Below are 18,059 nucleotides of genomic sequence, written 5' to 3' on the forward strand. Positions count from 1 at the left end.
GGGCGAGCGGCCTGAACGCCGGTGTGGGGTCGCCGCAACCAGCGACAGTTTCGCGGGCGGCTGCCGGGCAGCTATTCCCTGACGATGCGCCCGGGCGCCGCTTTGTCCAGCGCCTGCGGGTCGCTGCGCAGCGTGTCGACGAGGGCGTCGATGTCGGCGCCCAGCACCGCCTTGTTGCGGCCGTGCTTGAAGCCGACCTGGTCATCGCCGCCCTCGGCCAGGAAGCTGCTGACGACGATGCGGTAGTCTCGCGTGCGGTTCAGCGGCTGGCCGTCGATGAGGATCTCGCCGAGCTGGGCCGTGCCGTCGGCGCCGGTGCGCCAGCGGTAGCGCAGCGTCGACGACGGCTGCAGCAGGCGCGGCGCGGCGCCGGCCTTGGGCAACTGGCGCTGCAGGATGTCCCAGAGCTGCTGGCCGGTCAGCGTCAGCGCCGTCAGCTCGTTGCCGAAGGGCTGGATGGCGAGCAGATCGCCCATCGTCGTCGGCCTGCCGGGCTCGACGACGAGGTCGGCGCGGATGCCGCCTGGGTTCATGAAGGCGATGTCGGCGGGGCCTTGCTTGCGCGCAAAAGCCAGCTGGCTGTCGGCGATCAGGTTGCCGAGCGCGGAGTCGCCATGGGGCTCCTTGGCGTTGCGCACTGCACCGCGCGGCAGTGTGGTCACCGGCTTCATGCGCGCGGCTTCGGTCAGCGCCGCAGCCTGGGCGACCAGGGCGGCCAGCGCCGGGTTGGGCGCATAGGCCGACTGAAGCACCGGGTGGTTGGTGGCCTGGGCATCGGTGACGCGGCCATTGGCGTCGAGCTTGAGGCGGGTTTCGGTGACCCAGCCGCCGTAGCTGCCGGCCTGCACGACGAGGCGCCCGGCTATCTTGCAGGTGTAGGCCTGGTGGGTGTGGCCGCCGATGATGACGGCGTAGGCGGGGTCCAGCCGCTTGGCAATGTCGTGCACGCGGCCGGTCAGCGTCGGGCAGGCATAGCTGGGGTCGTTGGCGCTGGAGTCCCGCCCCTGCACACCGCCTTCGTGCATGACGGCCACCAGCACCTGGGCGCCCTCGGCCTTCAGCTGGGGCACGAGGGCGTTCAGCGTGTCGGCCTCGTCTGCGAAGCGGATGCCCTCGATGGCCCGGGCGACGATGACCTTGGGCGTCTCCTTCGTTGCCACGCCGGCGATGGCGATCTTCAGGCTGCCGGCCTGCCGGATCACGTGGGTCGGCAGCAGCGGCTGGCCGGTCCTGGCGTCGAGCACGTTGGCGCCCAGGTAGGGGAAACCGGGCCCCTTGAAACCGGGCCACAGACATTCGCTCGGCCCGCATTCGCCGCGCGCCTTGCGCAGCAGCTCGGGCAGGCCGGCGTCCAGCTCGTGGTTGCCCAGGGCGCTCGCGGCAATGCCCAACTGGGACAAGGCCGCCAGCGTCGGCTCGTCGCGCAGCAGGCTGGAGATCAGCGGCGAGGCGCCGATGAGGTCGCCGCCGGCGACGACGAGCGCGTCCGGGTCGCGCGCCTTCAACTGCGCCAGCGCCGTGGCCAGGTGGGCGACGCCGCCGGCCGGCTGCGGCTTGACCTCGCCGGTGGCGGGGTCGGGCAGACGCGGGCTCAGCGGCGTCGGCCGGGCCGGCTGGATGTTGCCGTGGAAGTCGTTGATGGACAGCAGCGTCAGCTCGGTCGTGGCGGGCGGCCGGGTGGCGCAGCCACCGAGCAGGGCGCTGGCAAGTGCTGCGGCGAGGAGGCGAAAGTGCATGGTTGGGAGGGGATTCGGGGCAATCAGCCATCTTAGGAGGGGCTGTGTTGCACCCGTTTGTCGCGGTTTCGCGACAGTTACGACAGCCCTGGCGTGCCGCGTTGAAGTGCCGGCGAGACCCAAGTTGGTGCGCGTGAGGCCGGGTGGCGAGGCCGGTTGCCCTGGGAAAAATTCACAACCGAACGCCCCCCGATCATTCGGCACTGCGGCTCGTTTTTCGCACGTCTTTGGTGCAAGGAAAGGGTCGGTGCTCTAAAAATCTCCACTTCTGACTTACCCGTAAAGTTCTGTCACGGAAAGTCATGACAATTCCGGGACGGTCGGAAGTCGGCCATCGGTCGCTGGTCATCAGGCAGGCGGCGCCTCACCGAATTTGTTGTCAACGCCACGCGCGCCTTGCCGCGCCCAATAGGAGTCTAGGAATGAAGAGCAGACTGTTCTGCAAGACGGCCACCGCCCTGGCTGTCACCGTGCTGGCCACCGGCGTCGTCTACGCGCAGGAAGCGGCGAAGGAAGAAGCCGCACCGCGCGCCAAGGACGACACCGTTCGTCTGGGCACGATCACGGTGGTGGGTTCCGGCGCCAAGCTGGGCTCCGGCATGATGATCAACGACGACTCCGTCAAGGGCCGCAGCACGGTCACCAAGGCATCGCTGGAGATGGAGCGGGCCACGGGCAATTCCTACCAGTCGATCGCACTGCTGCCCGGTGTCAACACCTTCAACTACGACGCCACCGGCCTGTTCGGCGGCGGTCTGTCGATCCGCGGCTTCGGTTCGGACCAGCTCGGCTTCACCGTGAACGGCGTGCCGGTCAACGATTCGGGCAACTTCGCGGTGTACCCGCAGGAGTTCATCGACAACGAGAACGTCTGCACCACCTCGGTGGCCCAGGGCTCCACCGAACTGGAAACGCCCAGCGGCGGCGCTTCCGGCGGCAGCGTCGGCGTAATCACCTGCGACCCGACCGACAAGCGCCGCGCGCGCGTGGCGCAGACGCTGGGCGGCCTCAGCATGTCGCGCACCTATGTGCGCCTGGACTCTGGCCGCTTCATGAACAACAAGGCCAAGGCCTTCCTCAGCTACTCGCACACCGAGGCTGACAAGTGGAAGGGTGAGGGCAAGGCCAAGCGCGATCACATCGACTTTGGCTTCTCGCTGGACCTGAACGAGGACAACAAGATCCTCGGCTCGGTGCTCTACAACCGCGCCGTCAACAACAACATCTACTCGATGAGCCTGGCGGAGCTGAACACCAACGGCTACTACTACGACTTCCCGACGACGTTCAAGCCGAAGCTGGCGCCGGTCAAGGACACGGCGCAGACAGAGACGGTCATGAACCCGATCTACTGGGGCACGTCGCTGAACCCCTTCGAGAACGTGATCGCCTCGGTGTCGGGCTCCTTCAAGCTGGCCCAGGACACCTACCTCAAGGTCCAGCCCTACATGTGGTACGGCTTCGGCAACGGCGGCTGGGGTGAACAAGCCCTGAACGAAACCACCAGCCTGCGCGGTGGCGCCAAGGACATCAATGGCGACGGCGACACGCTGGATGTGGTTCGCGTGGGTCGCGCCAGCGTCACCAAGACGCAGCGCCCCGGCGTCACGGCCGAGCTGAGCACCACGGTCGAGAACCACTACCTGAAGTTCGGCGTCTGGTTCGAGCGTTCCAAGCACCGCCAGACCCAGCCCGCCGTTCAGCTGAAGGCCGATGGCGAGCCGGCCGACATGTGGCTGCGCGAGGGTTGCGTGCAGCGCGCGGACGGTAGCTGCTACCAGGGCCGCGACTGGGCCACCGTCAGCACGGCCCACCAGGTTTACTTCAACGACCAGATCAGCTTCGCCAGCGACCGCGGCCTGCTGTCCCTGGGCGTGCGCGTGCCCACCGTGCAGCGCGACGTGACCAGCTTCGCCAACGAAACGACGACGCGCTCCTACGCCACGGCCACGGCCACGACGTTCACGAACGTGCAGCAGGAATACCGCATCCGCCGCTCGTTCACGGAGGTGCTGCCGCAGATGGGCGTTCGTTTCAACGCAGCTCCCCGCGTGCAGGTGTTCGCCAACGTCGCGAAGAACTTCCGCGCGCCGTCCAACTTCGCCTACACGGGCAGCAACGTGCGCTTCGTGGCCGGCGCCATCCAGCCGTTCACCGAGGTGAAGGCCGAAACGTCCATCATGTCGGACGTCGGCTTCCGCTATCAGTCGCCGATGCTGTCCGTCACCGCGACCTTGTTCAACTCCAACTTCAAGGACCGTCAGGCCAACGCCGTCGATCCCAACACGCTGACCAACGTGTACACGAACGCCGGCCGCGTCAACACCCGCGGCCTGGAACTGGAAGCCGGCTCCGGCGTGGTCCGTGGCTTCTCGGCCTATGGCTCCGTGACCATCCAGGAAAGCATGATGAAGGACAACCTGCGCGTGTCGACGGCGGTGACGCTGCCGACGGCCGGCAAGAAGTTCACGCTGACGCCCGAGTTCATGGCCGGTCTGTCGCTGCAGTACGAGCAAGGCCCGTTCTACGTGCGCGTGAAGGGCAAGTACTCCGGCTCGCAGTACGCGACGCTGATGAACGACGAGATCGCCCCGGCCTACACCACGGGTGACGTGGACGCCGGCTACAAGCTGGGCAATCTGGGCTTTGCCAAGAACGCGCTGATTCGCTTCAACATCAGCAACATCGGCAATGCCAAGTACCGCAACCCGTCCTCGGGCACGGTGACCAATGCCGTGGCCTACCAGAGCCAGGCCGCCCAGCGCGTGTTCTATTACCTCGGCGCTCCCCGCCTCAGCACGCTGACCTTCAGCGCCGACTTCGAGTAAGCCGAAAAGCTTGGCTGCCGGGCCGATCAAGCCCGGTCAGCCATCCCGGCGACCGCGAGTGCAGCCAAAAGCTGCCTCGCGGTTTTTTCGTTTCTGGGACCGACTTACTTCTGAATGTCGCCGAGACAGAGGTACTTCACCTCGACATAGTCCTCGATGCCTTGCCGCGCGCCCTCACGGCCCAGGCCCGACTGCTTGACCCCGCCAAACGGCACCTCCGCCGTCGAGATCAGCCCCGTGTTGACGCCCACCATGCCGTACTCAAGCGCCTCGCCGACGCGGAAGATGCGGCCGATGTCGCGGCTGTAGAAGTAGCTGGCCAGGCCGAACTCCGTGGCGTTGGCCAGCGCAATGGCCTCGGCCTCGGTCTGGAACTTGAACACCGGCGCCACCGGGCCGAAGGTTTCCTCGCGTGAGCACAGCATCTGCGGGGTCGCGTCGGCCAGCAGGGTGGGCTCGAAGAAGTTGCCGGTCGTCGTCTCGACCCGCTTGCCGCCGGCCAGCACCTTGGCGCCCAGCGCGATCGCGTCGGCCACGTGGGTCTCGACCTTCTGCAGTGCCTGCTCGTCGATCAGCGGGCCGACGTTGATGCCGGCCTCGAAGCCGTTGCCCGTCTTCAACTGGCCCAGCCTGGCCGCGAACTTCTCCAGGAAGGCGTCGTAGACGCCGGCCTGAACATAGATGCGGTTGGCGCTGACGCAGGTCTGGCCGGCGTTGCGGTACTTGCTGGCCATTGCGCCGTCGACGGCGGAGTCCAGGTCGGCGTCGTCGAAGACGAGGAAGGGCGCGTTGCCGCCCAGTTCCAGGCTGAGCTTCTTGACCGTCTGCGCGCACTGCCGCATCAGGATGCGGCCCACCTCGGTGGAGCCGGTGAAGGACAGGTGGCGCACGACGTCGCTCTCGCACAGCAGCTTGCCCACTTCGATGGACTGCGCCGAGTCGGCCGTCAGCACGTTCAGCACACCGGCCGGCATGCCGGCGCGCTGCGCCAGTTCTGCGGCGGCCAGGGCGGTCAGCGGCGTCGCCTCGGCAGGCTTGATGATGACCGTGCAGCCGGCGGCCAGCGCCGGCGCCACCTTGCGCGTGATCATCGCCAGCGGGAAGTTCCACGGCGTGATCGCCGCGCAGACGCCCACGGCCTGCTTGATGACGAGGTAGCGCTTGGTCGGGTCGGTGGTCGGGATGGTCTCGCCATAGACGCGCTTGGCCTCTTCGGCGAACCAGTCGAGGAAGCTGGCGCCGTAGATCACCTCGCCGCGCGCCTCGGCCAGCGGCTTGCCCTGCTCGGCGGTCATCAGCCGGGCCAGGTCGTCGGCGTGCTTGACCAGCAGTTGCTGCCAGCGCACCAGCACGGCGGCGCGCTCCTTGGCCGGCTTGGCTTTCCAGGCGTTCAGTGCATTGGCGGCGGCGGCGATGGCCGACTCGGTTTCGGCGCGGCCCAGGTTGGGCACCTGGGCCAGCTCGCGGCCGGTGGCGGGGTCGGTGACAGGGAAGGTGTTGGCGCCGGCGACCCATTCGCCGTTGATCAGCGCCTGGGTTCGCAGCAGGCTGGGGTCGTCGAGCATGTCCAGCGGGGAATTCGCGTCCATCGGGGGTCTCTCCTGTCGTATTGAGAGTCACTCTACCCGGGCGACGTAAAGCCCCCTCCCTACAATCCCGCTTCTTTGTCACTGACCTTTTCCAGGGAAGCCGCTGCATGAAAGCCGCCGAGATCCGCCAGACCTTTCTGAAGTTCTTCGAGTCGAAAGGCCACCAGATCGTCGCGTCCAGCCCCGTCGTGCCGGGTGACGACCCGACGCTGCTGTTCACCAACGCGGGCATGAACCAGTTCAAGGACGTGTTCCTCGGCTTCGACAAGCGCAGCTACTCGCGCGCCACCACCAGCCAGAAGTGCATCCGCGCCGGCGGCAAGCACAACGACCTGGACAACGTCGGCTACACCGCGCGCCACCACACCTTCTTCGAGATGCTGGGCAACTTCAGCTTCGGCGACTACTTCAAGAAGGATGCAATTGCCTACGCCTGGGAGTTGCTGACGGTCAACTTCGGGTTGCCGGCCGACAAGCTCTGGGTCACCGTCTACAGCGAGGACGACGAGGCCTACGAGATCTGGAACAAGACCGTGGGCGTGCCCGCCGAGCGCATCGTGCGCATCGGCGACAACAAGGGCGCGCGCTACATGTCCGACAACTTCTGGATGATGGGCGACACGGGCCCCTGCGGCCCCTGCACCGAGATCTTCTACGACCACGGCCCCGACGTGGCCGGCGGCCCCCCGGGCTCGGCCGAGCAGGACGGCGACCGCTACATCGAGATCTGGAACAACGTCTTCATGCAGTTCAACCGGACTGAAGACGGCGTCATGCACCCGCTGCCCAAGCCGTCGGTGGACACCGGCATGGGCCTGGAGCGCCTGGCGGCCGTGCTGCAGCATGTGCACAGCAACTACGAGATCGACACCTTCGTGAACCTGCTCGCGGCTGCCAAGTCGGCCGTGGACGCGGCCGGCGGTGGCGACTGCGACAAGGACAGCCCGTCGCTGAAGGTCATCGCCGACCACATCCGCGCCTGCTCGTTCACCGTCGTCGACGGCGTCATCCCCGGCAACGCCGGTCGCGGCTATGTGCTGCGCCGCATCGCCCGCCGCGCCATCCGCCACGGCTACAAACTGGGCGCGCGCACGCCGTTCTTCCACAAGCTGGTGGCCGCGCTGAGCGCCGAGATGGGCGAGGCGTATCCCGAGCTGCGCCAGGCGCAAGCCCGCGTGACCGAGGTGCTGAGGGTTGAGGAAGAGCGCTTCTTCCAGACCATCGCCACCGGCATGGAAATCCTCGAAGCGGCACTCGCCAAGGGTGGCAACGTCGACGGCGACACGGCCTTCAAGCTGCACGACACCTACGGCTTCCCGGTCGACCTGACCGCCGACGTCTGCCGCGAGCGCGGCGTGACGGTGGACGAGGCGCGCTTCAACGAGCTGCTGGAAGAGCAGAAGAACCGCGCCCGCGCCGCCGGCAAGTTCAAGATGGCGCAGGGCCTGGCGTACAGCGGCGTGGCCACCGAGTTCCACGGCTACGAGCACCTGGTCTGCGAGACGAGCAAGGTCACCGCGATCTACGTCGACGGCGCCCAGGTCGACGCCGCCCAGGCCGGCGACGACGCCGTCATCGTGCTGGACCACACCCCCTTCTACGCCGAGAGCGGCGGCCAGGCGGGTGACTCCGGCGAACTGCGCAACGGCACCACGCGCGTCGTCGTCGCGGACACCTTGAAGATCCAGGCCGATGTGTTCGGCCACCACGGCCAGGTCGTGGAAGGTTCGGTCAAGGTCGGCGACATCTTCACCGCCCGTGTCGATGCGGAACGGCGTGCCAAGACCGTGCGCAACCACAGCGCCACCCACCTGATGCACAAGGCCCTGCGCGAGGTGCTGGGCGCGCACGTGCAGCAGAAGGGCTCGCTGGTGAATGCCGAGCGCACGCGCTTCGACTTCGCCCACAACGCACCCATGACGGCGGAGCAGATCAAGGAGATCGAGGCCATCGTCAATGCCGAGATCCTGGCCAACGCCGCCGCCACCGCCAAGGTCATGGCGCTGGACGACGCGCAGAAGACCGGCGCCATGATGCTGTTCGGCGAGAAGTACGGCGACAACGTGCGCGTGCTGTCCATCGGTTCATCGAAGGAACTCTGCGGCGGCACCCATGTGAAGGCGACCGGCGACATCGGCCTGTTCAAGATCGTGGCCGAAGGCGGCGTGGCCGCTGGCATCCGCCGCGTCGAGGCGGTGACGGGCGAGAACGCGCTGGCCTATCTGCAGTCGCTGGAAGCCACCGTGCAGGCTGCCGCGCAGACGCTGAAGACCTCACCTGCCGACCTGGAAGGCCGCCTGCATGCGGTGCTGGACCAGATCAAGTCGCTGGAGAAGGAACTCACCGCCGCCAAGAGCAAGCTCGCGTCCGCCCAGGGCGATGAACTGATGGCCCAGGCCGTGGACGTCAAAGGCATCAAGGTGCTGGCCGCCCGTCTGGAAGGCGCCGACGCCAAGACGCTGCGGGAGACCATGGACAAGCTCAAGGACAAGCTGAAGACGGCGGCCATCGTGCTGGCGGCGGTCGACGGCGACAAGGTGCAGATCGCGGCCGGTGTGACGGCCGACAGCGTGGGCAAGGTCAAGGCCGGTGAGCTGGTCAACTTTGTCGCCCAGCAGGTCGGTGGCAAGGGCGGCGGCAAGCCCGACATGGCGATGGCGGGCGGCACGCAGCCGGCCGGCGTGGCGGCGGCGCTGGCATCGGTGGCTGGCTGGGTGGGCGAGCGGGTCTAGGTTCAGAGGTCGAGATGCAGCAGCCGCTGCGCCGACGGCGCTTCGGGCGCGTCGTAGCGGCGGCTGGCCGCCAGCGCCTCGTCGCGCAGTGCCTGTGCGGCCGCAGCCTGGCCTTGGGCGGCCAGCACCGCCGCCCGCACGCGCTGCAGATAAGGCTCCATGCGGATGTCGAAGAAGCCCTGCTTTTGGCCCCAGGTCGTCCAGGCCGTGTCGGCATGCTTCGCGGCGTCGTCCGTGCGGCCGGCGGCAAGCGCCACGCGGGCCAGGCCGGCGTGGGCCAGCGCTGCATGTGACCAACGCCGCTCGCCGGCCCGCTCGACCACGGTGGTGAACTGCGCCTGCGCACCCACCACGTCCCCTTGCGCGAGCAGGAAGCGCCCCCAGCGCTCACGGGCGGCGGCGGTGGCCTGGCTGCCGGGAACATCGCGCGCCTCGAACTCGGCTAGCGCCGCCGTGAAGACACGCCGGGCGTCACTGGCCTGGCCGGCGCGTGCATAGGCATCGCCCAGGTGGCGGCGCAGGCGGCGCAGCGCGAAGTCGTTGGGCGGCGCACGCAGGTAGGCGCGCTCCACCGACTCGAGCACGGGAATGGCCAGCAGCGGCCGGCCCTCGGCCGAGAGCCGCTCCGCCCAGTCCTCGCGCACCTGCTGTGCGTCCGAGTCGTTGGCGGCCTCGGGTGGCAGCCGTGCCAGCACGGCGTCGAACGCGGTGAGGGCGCGCTCCCGGCCGCCGGCCAGATGCGCCGTGCGGGCGCGCTTGGCTGCAGGCACCCAGGCCTGGCGGGCGTCGGCGCCCGTGGTGCGCTCGGCGATGGCGGCCGAGATGGCGAAGGCCGCCTCGGCGCCGGCCAGGTCGCCGCTTTGCTGCAGCGTCAGCGCGATGTTGCCGTGGATGGTCTGCACCTCGGCGTCGTCCCGCTCGGGGTTGGCCTCGGCCTGCTGCAAGGCCTGGCGGTTCAGCGCCACGGCGTCGGCGTGGCGGCCGGCGTGGGAGGCTTCGGTGGCCAGCTCCATCAGCACGGTGACGCGGCCGCGCTCTGTGGCGGGCGCGTCGGCGAAGGCCTGACGGGCGGCTTTCAGCGCGGTGTGGCGTTCGGCCTCGGTACCGGCTTGCTGGCGCAGGCAGATGGAGCGCGCCATCCACCAGTGGCCGCGCAGCGGGCCGCTGTCACGTCGCGCGACACGCAGCAGGTCGTCGGCCTGTTGCAGCAGCGCGCCGCAGCGCGTGTCGGCCCGGGCCGCCGCGCGGGCGGCACGCTCGACGGCGTCGTCCAGGATGTTGTCGTGCAGCGGCCCGAAGTGCTCGCGCACGAGGGCGAGCTGGCGCGCCTGCAGCGTCTCGAACGAGGCCTCGTCGCCCAGCTCGCGGTAGATGTCGGCGGCGGTGCGCAGCAGCTCGATGCGCAGCTTCACATCCGCCGCGAAGGCACTGTCGATGCGGCCGACGCTCGCGTCCAGCAGCGCCTTGGCGCTGATCTGCCCGCGCGGCGTGTCCGATGCGATGCGCGGGTCGTTGGCGCGGTAGACCGACAGCAGGAAGGCCTTCACCGCCTCGGCGCGGCGCGCCTGCGCCTGCGCCTCGCGGGCCTGCCATAGCACGCCGGCCAGGCCAGCCACCAGGCTTGCGCACAGCAGCGCGGCCATGACGACGGCAGTGCGGCGGCGGCGCACCACCTTCGCCAGTCGCGTCCAGGCGGTGATGCGGCGCGCCTGGATGGGCTTGTCGGCACGGTGGCGGCGCAGGTCGGCGGCTAGGTCAGCCACCGAGGCATAGCGCGCGTCCGGCGCCGTGGCCAGTGCCTTGGCGAGGATGGCGTCCAGGTCGCCGCGCAGGCGCTGGCGCCAAGCCTTGGGCGTGCTGCCGGCCTCGGTGGCGAGCGCGGGCGTGGCGCAGTTGGACGCCAGCAGGTCGCCAGCCGCAAGGCCGGACGACTTCAGCACCGCATGCGGCGTGGTGCCGGTCAGCAGCTCGAACAGCAGCACGCCGAGCGCATAGACATCGGTGGCCACCGTCACCGTGCCGCCGGCCGTTTGCTCCGGGGCGGCGTAGGCAGGGGTGGCCAGCAGCGCGTCGGCGCGGGTCAGCGCGGTGTCGCCCGCCGTGCCGTCGGCCAGCAGCTTGGCGATGCCGAAGTCCAGCAGCCGCACGCCTTGGGCACTGACCAGCACGTTGGCGGGTTTCAGGTCGCGATGGGCCACCAGCCGGCCGTGCGCGTGCGCGACGGCGTCGGTCACCTGCGCGAACAGGTCCAGCCGTTCGGCCAGTCCCAGCGTGTGCTCGCGGGCCCAATGCGTGATGGGCTGGCCGTGCACGGCCTCCAGCGCGATGTAGGGCTGGCCGCTGTCGTCCAGCCCGGCGTCGTAGAAGCGCGCGATGTGCGGGTGGGCGAGGCGGGCCAGGATGTCGCGCTCGCGCAGGAAGCGCTCGCGCACGCTGCCGGCCAGCAGGTGGGCATGCGGCAGTTTCAGCGCCACCTCGCGCTGGTAGGCGCCGTCGGCCCGCTGCGCGAGCCATACCTCGCCCATGCCGCCGGCACCCAGGGCGCGCAGCAGCGTGTAGGGGCCGATACGCTGGCCGGCCACGCGCTCGCTGTGGCGCGGCGCGGCGCCGGTCGACAGGGCGGCGGGGGTCTCCAGATAGCCGCCAGTCTGCACTGCATCTAGCTCACGCAGGAAGGTGACCAAGGCGTCACGCAGCGGCGCTAGGTGGGGCGCCAGGCATGCCAGCCAGGCCGGGCGATCGGCTGGGTCCAGGGCCATGGCCTCTTCGGTGAGGCGCGAGTATTCGCCCCACCATTCATCGCTGAAGGCCAGCGCGGGCGAGGTGGGCGATGGATCAGGTTGCATCAGCGGGACCAACGGATTCCGCAATGCAAACCGGACAACTCAGGCGCTGAGCAGCGTGCGCAGCAAGGCCCGCGCCTTGTCCCAGTCGCGGCGCACGGTGCGGTCGGTCACGCCGAGCACGTCGGCCACTTCCGCCTCGGTCATGCCGGCGAAGTAGCGCAGCTCGACCACGCGCGCCAGACGCGGCTCGCGCGCCTCCAGCGTGCGCAGCGCGGCGTCCACCTGCAGCGGTTCGTCCTCGGGTGCGGGCAGGCGCTCGCCGAGCGCGGTGTCCAGCGTCACCCACTGGACGGCGTCGCCGCCGCGCCGCTGGGCCGCGCGTTCGCGCAGCAGGTCCACGACGATGGAGCGCATGGCGCGCGAGGCGTAGGCGAAGAAGTGGGATCGCGTCGGAAAGCTCAGCCCCTCGCCACCCGCCTGCTGCGATGCGCGCGCCGACAGCTTGAGCCAGCTTTCGTTGACCAGCATGGTGGTGTTGCAGCCCGTCGGGTCGCCCGCCGAGCGCAGGCGGGCATGCGCCACCTTCTTCAGCTCGTCGAAGGTCTCGCGCCAGAGCTGGTCGTCCAGCGGCACGGAGCCGGCTTCGGCGAGGGCAGGGCGAATGGCGTCGGGCATGCGCCGATTATGGGGAGGACAGCCGGACGACCAATGAAAACGGGCGACCCGCAGGCCGCCCGTTCTGTCTTGTGAGGTCGATATCAGGCGGCGATGGCCGCTTCCATCAAGCCCATCTCGGCGCTGCTCATCAGGCCTTCGATGTCCATCAGGATCAGCATGCGGTCGGCCACCGAGCCGATGCCGGTGATGAAGCTGGTGTCCACCGAGGCCGAGCTGAGTTCCGGTGCCGGCTTGATCGCGTCGCGGCTCAGCTCCAGCACGTCGGAGACCGAGTCCACCACCGCGCCGACGACGCGGTTCTTCACGTTCAGCACGATGACGACCGTGAAGCTGTTGTACTCGGCGGTTGCGCAGTTGAGCTTCAGGCGCAGGTCGACGATGGGCACGATGACGCCGCGCAGGTTGACCACGCCCTTGATGAAGTCCGGCGCATTGGCGATGCGCGTGGGCTGCTCGTAGGAGCGGATCTCCTGCACCTTCAGGATGTCGATGCCGTACTCCTCCGAGCCCAGTCGGAAGGTCAGGTATTCGCCGCTCTTGGGGCCGTGGGCCTTGGTAGTGACGGCGCCGGCTTGGCGCAGGGCGGGGACGTTGCTGGCTTCCATGCGAACCTCTCTGTCGATCTTGGTTGGTTGTTAATGGCGCGAGCGGCGCACCAGGCTGCCGACGTCCAGGATCAGCGCCACGCGGCCATCGCCCATGATGGTGGCGCCGGACACGTCGTTGACCTTGCGGTAGTTGGCTTCGAGGTTCTTGACGACGACCTGCTGCTGGCCGAGCAGTTCATCCACCAGCAGCGCGACGCGGCCGCCTTCGGCCTCGACGACGACCATGATGGAGCTGACGTGCTCGAAGTCGAAGCGCGGCACGTCGAAGACCTTCTCAAGCTCGATGACGGGCATGTACTCGTCGCGCACCTCGACGACGCGGCCGGAACCGGCGACGGTCTTGATGGTGTCGGACTGCACCTGGAAGGACTCGACGACGGAGGACAGCGGCAGGATGTAGCACTCGTCGCCGACGCCCACGCTCATGCCGTCCATGATGGCCAGCGTCAGCGGCAGGCGCACGGACACCTTCATGCCGTAGCCTTCGGCCGAGTCGATCTCCACCGTGCCGCCGAGCGACGTGATGTTCTTCTTGACCACGTCCATGCCGACACCGCGGCCCGACACGTCGGTGACCACATCGGCTGTGGAAAAGCCGGGCGCGAAGATCAGGCTCCAGCATTCGGCGTCGGTCATCGTGTCCGGCGCGTCGATGCCCTTCTCGCGGGCCTTCTTGATCAGCTTGTCGCGGTTCAGGCCGCGGCCGTCGTCGCGCACCTCGATGACGATGCTGCCGCCCTGGTGGGACGCGACTAGCGTGATCGTGCCCTGCTCGGGCTTGCCACGCGCCTCGCGGTCGGCGGGCATTTCAATGCCGTGGTCGCAGCTGTTGCGCACCAGGTGGGTCAGCGGGTCGGTGATCTTCTCGACCAGGCTCTTGTCGAGCTCGGTCGCTTCGCCCTGCGTGACCAGCTCGACCTTCTTGCCCAGCTTGGCGGCCAGGTCGCGCAGCATGCGCGGGAAGCGGTTGAAGACAGTCGACATCGGAATCATCCGGATCGACATGACCGACTCCTGCAAGTCGCGCGTGTTGCGCTCCAGGTCGGCCAGGCCCGATGTCAGTTGCTGATAGAGCGCCGGGTCGAGCTCGCGACTGTTCTGGGCCAGCATGGCCTGGGTGATGACGAGCTCGCCGACCAGGTTGATGAGCTGGTCAACCTTCTCGATGGAGACGCGCAGCGTGGTCTGGTCCATGGCCGCCGGCTTGGCCTCGGCCTTGGCGACCGGCGCGGCGGTGCGGGTCGGGACGATGGCGGCCGAGGGCGCAGCCTCTGCCGCCGGTGCGGCCGCCGCAGCGGCGCCACCGGCGGGCACGCCCGGTGCATCATCGAAGAAGCCGTAGCCGGGGTCGGCGGACGGCGCCTCGGCCGGCGGTGCGCCGGGGGAGCCCTCGTAGAACCCGAAGCCCGGGCCGAGCGGGATCAGCTTGACCTGCTCGCGGGCGACGTGGAAGGTGAAGAGGTCCAGCAGGTCGTTGTCTGTCGAGCTGGTCAGCACCTTGAAGCGGCGCATGCCGTCTGAACTCTGGCCAGCGTCCAGCGGCTCGATGTTGCCGAGGTCGGTGATTTCCTTGAACAGCTCGACGAGGTTGTCGGCCAGGCTCAGGTCGGTCAGCGGGCCGACCTGCAGCTCCAGCAGGCGCGTGCCGGGCTTGGCGTCCGTGGCGGGCGTGACGGGTGCGGGGGCAGGTGAGGGCGCTGCAGCAGTCTTGGGCGCGGGCGCGGGCGCCGGTGCGGCGGCGCCGCCGCCTTCGACGAAGCTCTTGATGCTGACCAGCAGGTCGGTCGTGTCGAACACGTCGCCGCCCGAACCCTGGTGGCGGGCCAACTGGGTGCGCAGCGCGTCGCCGGACTGCAGCAGCACGTCGACCATGGCCGAGTTGGGCTGCAGCTCATGGCGGCGCAGCTTGTCCAGCAGCGTCTCCATCTGGTGGGTCAGTTCGGCAACGTCGCTGAAGCCGAAGGTCGCTGCACCACCCTTGATGGAGTGGGCGCAGCGGAAGATGGCGTTCAGCTCTTCGTCGTCGGCGGCTTCGACGTTGACATTGAGCAGCAGCCGCTCCATGTTGTCGAGGTTCTCGCCGGCTTCTTCAAAGAAGACCTGATAGAACTGGCTGAGATCGATGCCAGCACTGATGCTGGCGCCTTCGGTGGTCATGTCACCCATGGCTGTACTCCCTTTGCAACGGACTTCAGCGGATGACCTTGCCGATCACTTCGATCAGCTTGGCGGGGTCGAAGGGCTTGACCAGCCAGCCCGTGGCGCCTGCCGCGCGGCCAGCCTGCTTCATGGTATCGCTGGATTCGGTGGTCAGGATGAGGATGGGCGTGGTCTTGAACTTGGGGTTCTCGCGCAGCTTCTTGGTCAGGCTGATGCCGTCCATGCGCGGCATGTTCTGGTCGGTCAGCACCAGGTCGAAGTCCCGCGTGCCGGATTTCTCCCAGGCGTCCTGCCCGTCGACTGCTTCCACCACGTTGAAGCCGGCGTTCTTGAGCGTGAAGGCCACCATCTGGCGCATCGAGGCCGAGTCGTCGACAGCAAGGATTGAGTGCATTTGAGTTTTCTCCGAGGGAACGTGTTGCCTGGGGGGCTTTATTGACCGGGGGGTTCAGAAAAGTTCGATGGAGCCGGCGTCCATCTCGTCCTGCGTGACCGGGTTGGGCCGCAGCGGCGCGATCTCGACGACGGCCGCGCCGTCCTCGTCATCCATGCCGAAGGTGTCGCGGGCCAGTTGGTCGGCGCAGTTGCGCAGGCGCTGGCTGGTGTGGGCGATCAACTGCGTCGCCATGTCCTGGAACTGCAGCGCGGTGATGGCGCCGGCAATGTCTTGCATGATCTGCTTCAGCCCGGCGGCGGCGGGCGTGCCGTCGCTGCTGCCGAGCAGCGACATGGCCTCGTTGGAGGCGCTGTAGAAGTGTGTGGACAAGGCCTCGCCCGCGTCGTCGAGCAGGCGCTGCAGGCGCTCGAGGTCGTTGGTCACCGTCATCAGGTGGTCCTGCAGCTCAGCGGCCGCCAGCAGTGGCATGGCGCCCATGGCACCGTCGAGTTCCGCTCCTGTGGAAGTTTCTATCTGCATCGTGTCTCCGCGAGGGGATGCTGCTTCTTGTCCGATGACCCTGTGTATTCGTTCAGGGCGAATGCATCGGTGGCATGTTCACCTGAATTTCGAGCGCTGTCGACCTGGAGATGGACTGAGAACGCGCGGAATTACCGGTCTGCAGCGCGTTGAGTGTGCCGCCTGGCGAGGCGGCGTCGGCGCGGCATACTGCGGCCCCATGACGACTTCTGGTGTGGAGCGGGCCGGCCGGGTCCTGCGTGTGCTGCATGTCGAGGACTCCGACCTCGACCACCATCTCATCCTTGCCCAGCTCTCTCGTGCGGGGCTCAAGGTCGAGATGCAGCGGCTGGACGCCTGGCAGGCCGTGGAGGCGGCGCTGCCGCAGCCGTGGGACGCCATCATCTCGGACTACAACCTGCCGGGCTACTCGGGCCTGGATGTGTTGGAGGCCGTCAAGGAGCGCCAGCTGGCGACGCCCTTCCTGCTCGTCTCCGGTGAGATCGGCGAGGATGCGGCCGTGTCCGCGATGCGCAACGGCGCGTCGGACTACCTGCTGAAGAACAACCTGGCGCGCCTCGCGCCGGCGCTGCTGCACGCCATCGACGCGGCGGAGAACGAACGCGCCCGGCGCAATGCCGACGAGGAGCTGGTCAAGTCCAAGCTGCGCCTGCATCAGCTGGCCGGCCATCTGCAGACCAGCGTCGAGCTGGAGCGGGCAGCCATCGCGCGCGAGATCCACGACGACGTCGGCGGGTCGCTGACGGCGCTGAAGTTCGACCTCGCCTGGATAGACCGCCACGCCCAGGACCCGGCGGTGCGCCAGCGCGTGGCCGCAGCGCTGGAGACGGTCAGCTCGGCCATCGACGCCAGCCAGCGCATCATGCACAACCTGCGCCCCGCCATCCTGGAGCAGGGGCTGGTCGCCGCGCTGCAGTGGATGACGGCCCGCTTCGAGCGCCGCACCGGCATCGAGGCCGGCCTGCGCATCGGCGAGGAGCGCCTGGCCCTGCCGCCGGGCGTGCCGCTGGTGGCCTATCGCACGGCCCAGGAAGCGCTGACCAATGTGTCCAAGCATTCCGGCGCCACGCGCGTCGACATCGAACTCAGCCTGGATTCCGGCGTGCTGACGCTGGAGATCCAGGACAACGGCAAGGGCATCGCGCCGGAGGACCTGGCCAAGGAGCGCTCCTTCGGCATCCGCGGCCTGCACGAGCGCGCGGCCACGGTGGGCGGCTGGGTGGACTTGTCCAGCACGCCGGGCCAGGGCGCCAGCCTCATCCTGACCGTGCCGCTGGCCCAGGACGCCATCGACGCGCTGGACGACGCCACCGACTTCGGCAAGGACCTCGGCAACTCCATCTGGGGCCGCGTGTGATCAAGGTCATCCTCTGCGACGACCACGGCCTGATCCGCCGCGGCATCCGCGACACGCTGGCGGACGCTGACGACATCGAGGTCATCGGCGAGGCCGGCGACTACACCGAGCTGCGCGGGCTGCTTCACAAGCTCGGCAAGGACAACCCCTGCGACGTGCTGGTGCTGGACATCAACATGCCCGGCCGCTCGGGCCTGGACGTGCTGCATGTGCTGAAGGACGAAGGCGCGGCCGTGCGCACGCTGATCGTGTCGATGTACCCGGAAGACCAGTACGCCATCCGCGCGCTGAAGGCCGGCGCCTATGGCTATGTCAACAAGGGCGGCGACCCGGCGACGCTGGTGCAGGCCGTGCGCACCGTGGCCCAGGGCCGCAAGTACGTGACGCCCGAGATCGCGCAGATGCTGGTCGAGAGCCTGACCGCGCCCGTCACCGAGCAAGCCCACCACAAGCTGTCGGACCGCGAACTGCAGACGCTGGTGATGATCGCGTCGGGCAAGCGCCTGTCGGACATCGCCGAGGAGCTGATGCTCAGCCCCAAGACCGTCAGCGTCTACCGTGCCCGCATGCTGGAGAAGCTGGGCCTGGCGAACAACTCCGAGTTGACCGTCTACGCCATTCGCAACGGGCTGGTCGCGAGCTAGGCCTGCCGCTCATCCGCGCCGGCGT

Annotated in this window: 12 protein-coding genes; 4 read left to right on the plus strand and 8 right to left on the minus strand. The window is 68.4% G+C overall.

The window, feature by feature from the left end:
• Window positions 1-71 precede the first annotated feature (71 nt).
• The gene (locus ACG00Y_RS04965) at window positions 72-1,736 is read right to left on the minus strand and encodes a bifunctional metallophosphatase/5'-nucleotidase (RefSeq protein ID WP_394476550.1); all 1,665 of its coding nucleotides are present in this window, start codon (window positions 1,734-1,736) and stop codon (window positions 72-74) included.
• 422 nt (window positions 1,737-2,158) lie between these two features.
• On the opposite strand from ACG00Y_RS04965, the gene ACG00Y_RS04970 reads away from it, so the two are divergent.
• On the plus strand, window positions 2,159-4,564 hold the full coding sequence (locus tag ACG00Y_RS04970) for a TonB-dependent receptor (protein WP_394476551.1): 2,406 nt from the start codon (window positions 2,159-2,161) through the stop codon (window positions 4,562-4,564).
• A gap of 104 nt (window positions 4,565-4,668) precedes the next feature.
• Here ACG00Y_RS04970 and ACG00Y_RS04975 read toward each other — a convergent pair whose 3' ends face one another.
• Window positions 4,669-6,153, minus strand: coding sequence for an NAD-dependent succinate-semialdehyde dehydrogenase (locus tag ACG00Y_RS04975; RefSeq protein WP_394476553.1), 1,485 nt, complete (start codon window positions 6,151-6,153; stop codon window positions 4,669-4,671).
• 107 nt (window positions 6,154-6,260) lie between these two features.
• On the opposite strand from ACG00Y_RS04975, the gene alaS reads away from it, so the two are divergent.
• Complete coding sequence (alaS, locus tag ACG00Y_RS04980) at window positions 6,261-8,885, plus strand: alanine--tRNA ligase (RefSeq protein WP_394476554.1); 2,625 nt, start codon at window positions 6,261-6,263, stop codon at window positions 8,883-8,885.
• A gap of 2 nt (window positions 8,886-8,887) precedes the next feature.
• Here the strand turns inward: alaS and ACG00Y_RS04985 are convergent, their stop codons facing one another.
• The 6 genes from ACG00Y_RS04985 to ACG00Y_RS05010 form a co-directional block, all read right to left on the minus strand.
• Window positions 8,888-11,731: a protein kinase domain-containing protein gene (locus ACG00Y_RS04985; RefSeq protein WP_394476555.1), complete on the minus strand. Its 2,844-nt coding sequence runs from the start codon at window positions 11,729-11,731 to the stop codon at window positions 8,888-8,890.
• Between the two features lie 39 nt (window positions 11,732-11,770).
• Window positions 11,771-12,346 carry an ECF-type sigma factor gene (locus ACG00Y_RS04990; RefSeq protein ID WP_394476556.1) on the minus strand — a complete coding sequence of 192 codons (576 nt, stop codon included), beginning with the start codon at window positions 12,344-12,346 and terminating at the stop codon, window positions 11,771-11,773.
• A gap of 83 nt (window positions 12,347-12,429) precedes the next feature.
• Window positions 12,430-12,954: a chemotaxis protein CheW gene (locus ACG00Y_RS04995; protein ID WP_394476558.1), complete on the minus strand. Its 525-nt coding sequence runs from the start codon at window positions 12,952-12,954 to the stop codon at window positions 12,430-12,432.
• Between the two features lie 30 nt (window positions 12,955-12,984).
• A complete protein-coding gene (locus ACG00Y_RS05000) occupies window positions 12,985-15,123 on the minus strand; it encodes a chemotaxis protein CheA (protein WP_394476559.1) in 2,139 nt (712 codons plus the stop codon).
• 25 nt (window positions 15,124-15,148) lie between these two features.
• Window positions 15,149-15,511, minus strand: coding sequence for a response regulator (locus ACG00Y_RS05005; RefSeq protein ID WP_394410235.1), 363 nt, complete (start codon window positions 15,509-15,511; stop codon window positions 15,149-15,151).
• Window positions 15,512-15,565: 54 nt separating this feature from the next.
• Window positions 15,566-16,033 (minus strand): hypothetical protein, encoded by a 468-nt coding sequence (locus ACG00Y_RS05010; RefSeq protein ID WP_394476562.1) that lies wholly within the window; start codon window positions 16,031-16,033, stop codon window positions 15,566-15,568.
• Window positions 16,034-16,232: 199 nt separating this feature from the next.
• Here ACG00Y_RS05010 and ACG00Y_RS05015 point away from each other — a divergent pair, with 199 nt between their 5' ends.
• Both ACG00Y_RS05015 and ACG00Y_RS05020 read left to right on the plus strand, forming a co-directional pair.
• Window positions 16,233-17,390 (plus strand): hybrid sensor histidine kinase/response regulator, encoded by a 1,158-nt coding sequence (locus tag ACG00Y_RS05015; protein WP_394476563.1) that lies wholly within the window; start codon window positions 16,233-16,235, stop codon window positions 17,388-17,390.
• Window positions 17,387-18,034 carry a response regulator gene (locus ACG00Y_RS05020; RefSeq protein WP_394476565.1) on the plus strand — a complete coding sequence of 216 codons (648 nt, stop codon included), beginning with the start codon at window positions 17,387-17,389 and terminating at the stop codon, window positions 18,032-18,034. The genes ACG00Y_RS05015 and ACG00Y_RS05020 overlap by 4 nt, the downstream gene beginning before the upstream one ends.
• Window positions 18,035-18,059 lie beyond the last annotated feature (25 nt).

It is taken from the genome of Pelomonas parva (assembly GCF_043555835.1).
Classification (GTDB): domain Bacteria; phylum Pseudomonadota; class Gammaproteobacteria; order Burkholderiales; family Burkholderiaceae_C; genus Pelomonas; species Pelomonas parva.

Coding starts and splice junctions, on each gene's coding strand:
- ACG00Y_RS04965 (WP_394476550.1), bottom strand. CDS start 1,736: ATGCACTTTCGCCTCCTCGCCGCAGCACTTGCCAGCGCCCTGCTCGGT.
- ACG00Y_RS04970 (WP_394476551.1), top strand. CDS start 2,159: ATGAAGAGCAGACTGTTCTGCAAGACGGCCACCGCCCTGGCTGTCACC.
- ACG00Y_RS04975 (WP_394476553.1), bottom strand. CDS start 6,153: ATGGACGCGAATTCCCCGCTGGACATGCTCGACGACCCCAGCCTGCTG.
- alaS (WP_394476554.1), top strand. CDS start 6,261: ATGAAAGCCGCCGAGATCCGCCAGACCTTTCTGAAGTTCTTCGAGTCG.
- ACG00Y_RS04985 (WP_394476555.1), bottom strand. CDS start 11,731: ATGCAACCTGATCCATCGCCCACCTCGCCCGCGCTGGCCTTCAGCGAT.
- ACG00Y_RS04990 (WP_394476556.1), bottom strand. CDS start 12,346: ATGCCCGACGCCATTCGCCCTGCCCTCGCCGAAGCCGGCTCCGTGCCG.
- ACG00Y_RS04995 (WP_394476558.1), bottom strand. CDS start 12,954: ATGGAAGCCAGCAACGTCCCCGCCCTGCGCCAAGCCGGCGCCGTCACT.
- ACG00Y_RS05000 (WP_394476559.1), bottom strand. CDS start 15,123: ATGGGTGACATGACCACCGAAGGCGCCAGCATCAGTGCTGGCATCGAT.
- ACG00Y_RS05005 (WP_394410235.1), bottom strand. CDS start 15,511: ATGCACTCAATCCTTGCTGTCGACGACTCGGCCTCGATGCGCCAGATG.
- ACG00Y_RS05010 (WP_394476562.1), bottom strand. CDS start 16,033: ATGCAGATAGAAACTTCCACAGGAGCGGAACTCGACGGTGCCATGGGC.
- ACG00Y_RS05015 (WP_394476563.1), top strand. CDS start 16,233: ATGACGACTTCTGGTGTGGAGCGGGCCGGCCGGGTCCTGCGTGTGCTG.